The sequence below is a fragment of the Flavobacterium panacis genome, from assembly GCF_024649945.1.
GTDB classification, from domain to species: Bacteria; Bacteroidota; Bacteroidia; order Flavobacteriales; family Flavobacteriaceae; genus Flavobacterium; species Flavobacterium panacis.
This window is the reverse complement of sequence record NZ_JANKMS010000027.1, coordinates 1-3,468: the sequence shown is the minus strand read 5'-3', so window position 1 is coordinate 3,468 and position 3,468 is coordinate 1. Positions and strand designations below refer to the sequence as shown.

Genomic DNA, 3,468 nt, shown 5'->3' with positions numbered 1-3,468 from the left:
CAATCGTTTTGCGATTCGTCAAAAGTCAACGGTTTATTATTGAATGGATTTAAAGAAATACTCCAAGTTCCTGTAGATAACAATACAAAAGGTTCTGTAAAGTTAATCGTGTATGGAATAATCGCCGATGAACTATCATGAAGACCAACTCCAATTGCGATATTTTCGCGGGTCATAATTACATCTTTTCCAAAATGTATTGGTGGTATCTTTTCTGAAATATTTTCTTCTTTTAGCCATCTATGATATTTCATTTTTTTGAAATTCCACATATTGGTGTGACAGCCAATACTCGTAATATCAGCGTAAGCTTCATTGGTTAAAAGAAAACTTAAAAACTGTGGTAAATGCAGACAGTATTTAACTTTTTCGAAGATTTCAGGTTTTTCTTCTTTCAGGCGGTAAATCTGCATTCCAGAATTCAGACTGCCCAAAACCGGAGAAGCAGTTTTTACAGCAAACTTCTTTTCTCCTTTGTATTTTTCATAAAATTCGGTTTTTAAATCTTCTGGATAATCTTTTAGATAATTATACAGAGGAGTTAAAACTTTTCCGTTTTCATCAATATAAACAAAACTTGCCCCGTAAGTGCTGAAATTGATGGCTTTCAAAACATAATCCTTCAGTTCTTTTATTTCAGATAATCGATCTAAAACCCAATTTTTCAGTACTTCGATATCTTCACACGGAAATCCATCTTCGTCTATGGTTTCTTCCAGATTTACTGATTTCTCCCAGACAATCTTATAATTTTCATTAAATAAAAAAACCTTTTTGTTTGTCTTACCAATATCAAAAATCGCAACTACATTCATTTCTCTAATTGTAAATTGTGAATTGTGAATTATAAATTTTAAAAAATGAGTTATAAGCCTTTTATCAACTTATAACTCATTATTCATAACTTATAACTACAATCCTGTGGCCATTGTTTTCAAACCTCTTTCCTCGATAAGGTTTTGTCTTACCTGAAGCGAACGATATAATGCTACAGGATTTAAAGCCGCTCCCGAACGAAGACGAGCCTCAGCAACTAATGCACGAACATCTGTACGGAAGGCATTCTGAAGAATTTCCTGTGCTTTTACCACATCGTTTTCCTCCTGTGCTTTTTCCAATGCTTTTCTGTCAACAGAAAGTGCCTGGGCATAGGCAATCATGATTGCTTCAACAGATTGTAGTAGATCCTCCAACGGATCCTTGATGTTGTGCGAAGCATCGATCATCCAGCCTAAGTCTTTGGCGTGGTTCATTCCTCTTGCATCCATGCCTTCAACCAGTTCATTGAAGATCAGGAACAATTGGTATGGTTTCAAGGCTCCTGCAGTCAAATCGTCATCTCCATATTTGGAATCATTGAAGTGGAAACCTCCTAATTTATTATCCATCAACAAAATAGAAACAATCTGTTCGATGTTGGCATTTGGTAGATGATGTCCTAGATCGACAAGTGTTTTTGCCTTGTCTCCTAATTTTTGAACATAAGAATACGATTGTCCCCAATCTGCTACTGTTGTAGAATAAAAATTAGGTTCAGCACATTTGTATTCTAAAAATAATTTCCAGTTCGAAGGCAATGCGTCGTAGATTTCCTCTAAACTTTCTAATGTATTTTGGTAGGCTTTTCTGAAGTTTAATTGTCCAGGGAAATTAGAACCATCAGCCAACCAAATTGTCAACGACTCAGATCCCAATTCGATTCCGTGTTTGATCACTTCAATATTGTGAGCGATTGCTTGTTTGCGAACTGCCTTGTCTACGTTTTGTAAAGAACCGTATTTATAAGTATGCTCCGCGCTTGCTTGATCTTGAAAAGTATTTGAGTTCATTGCATCAAACTTCAAACCGTGCTGTCCAGCCAATGTTTTGATTGCCTCATAGTTCGTCGGAATATCCCAAGGAATATGAAGTGAAATAGCACCAGAAGCATTGTTTAATTTATGAAGCAGACCAACGTCTTCAATTTTTTCTTCTAAAGAACGAGGTTCTCCTCCTCCAGCAAAACGTCCGAATCTTGTTCCTCCCGTTCCCAAGGCCCAAGATGGAATCGCAATTTGAAAGTCAATTAATTTTTGAATAATCGCTTCTGTATCATTGATTTCTGATGCTGTAAAAACTAATTTATTTTCATGTTTTTTAATTAAATCCTCGTTATGGGATTCAATGTGGTTTGATGAGATCAACATAGTTATTATATTTTAATAGAGTTTACAAGATATAAATTTTATCCACCGCAAACTCCCGTTTTACTTCACTTTTTTGTTAGGTTTTCGTTGTTCAAGCAAATCGTTGTAGCCTAAAAAAATCTAACGTCCGAATGAATTCGAACGCTAGACCACAAAAAACCACTTTTGCTTAAACAAACTTGTAAAAAAACCTAAACAATCTTTATCTATAAAAGCCCATTGCGACACCGCCGTCTACGTTAAGCGCGTTTCCTGTAGATTTACCCAGTAAACCTCCAACAAAAGCAAAACAGGCGTTGGCAATATCATCCGGCAATATGATTACATTCAACAACGTACGTTTGGCATAATAAGCAGGAAGTTCCTCAACGGTGATTCCGTATGCTTTTGCACGACCTTCCGCCCATCCACCAGACCAAATATTTGAATCTGAAATTACGGCATCAGGATTTACTGTATTTACACGAATTTTATCAGCTCCAAGTTCTGCAGCCATCAAACGTGTCAGATGCGCCTGCGCAGCTTTAGCCGAACCATAACCAGGGTTGTTCGGACCTGCCACAACAGCATTCTTGGAAACGATATTTACAATATCTCCTCCAAAACCTTGTTTACGCATTACTTCGATTCCGGCTTTGGAAACAATAAATTGTCCTTTTACCAGGATATCATATAATCTGTCCCACTCTTCCAAAGTGTGGTCTGCGATGGATTTTGAAATACTGATTCCGGCATTGTTCACCACAATATCAACACCTCCGAAAGCCAATGAAGCTTCGTCCAATGCTTTTTCTGTACTTGCTTCATCAGTTACATTCAATAAAGTGCTTGAAACCGCATCCTTGCCAAAAGCTTTGGTAAATTCAGCTGTTGCGCCTTCCAGACGCTCTTCGTTGATATCGTTGATGACCACACAAGCACCTTCCTGAGCGAATTTCTTGGCGATAGCCTTACCGATTCCGCCAGCAGAACCTGTAATCAAAGCTACTCTTCCAGATAACGCTTTTGGTTTTGGCATACGCTGTAGTTTGGCTTCTTCCAATAACCAATATTCAATATCAAATGCTTCCTGGTGTGGCAAAGAAGTATATTCTGAAACGGCTTCTGCACCTTTCATCACGTTTACTGCATTGATGTAATATTCAGATGCTAAACGTGCCATTGTCTTGTCTTTGGCAAAAGTGAACATACCAACTCCAGGATATAAAATAACAACTGGATTCGGGTCACGCATTGCCGGCGAATTTGATTTTTTACATGCATTGTAATAATCTTTATACAT

At 37.4% G+C, this 3,468-nt stretch carries 3 protein-coding genes; all 3 read right to left on the bottom strand.

Annotated features, from left to right (window positions below; genetic code table 11):
• The coding region (locus NQQ59_RS25160) for an FGGY family carbohydrate kinase (RefSeq protein ID WP_257698473.1) at positions 1-815 on the bottom strand (815 nt) is incomplete at its 3' end.
• Between the two features lie 96 nt (positions 816-911).
• Complete coding sequence (locus tag NQQ59_RS25155; protein ID WP_144212239.1) at positions 912-2,186, bottom strand: TIM barrel protein; 1,275 nt, start codon at positions 2,184-2,186, stop codon at positions 912-914.
• Positions 2,187-2,388: 202 nt separating this feature from the next.
• Positions 2,389-3,468, bottom strand: a 1,080-nt coding sequence (locus NQQ59_RS25150; protein WP_257698472.1) for an SDR family NAD(P)-dependent oxidoreductase, incomplete at its 5' end; no start/stop codon positions are given.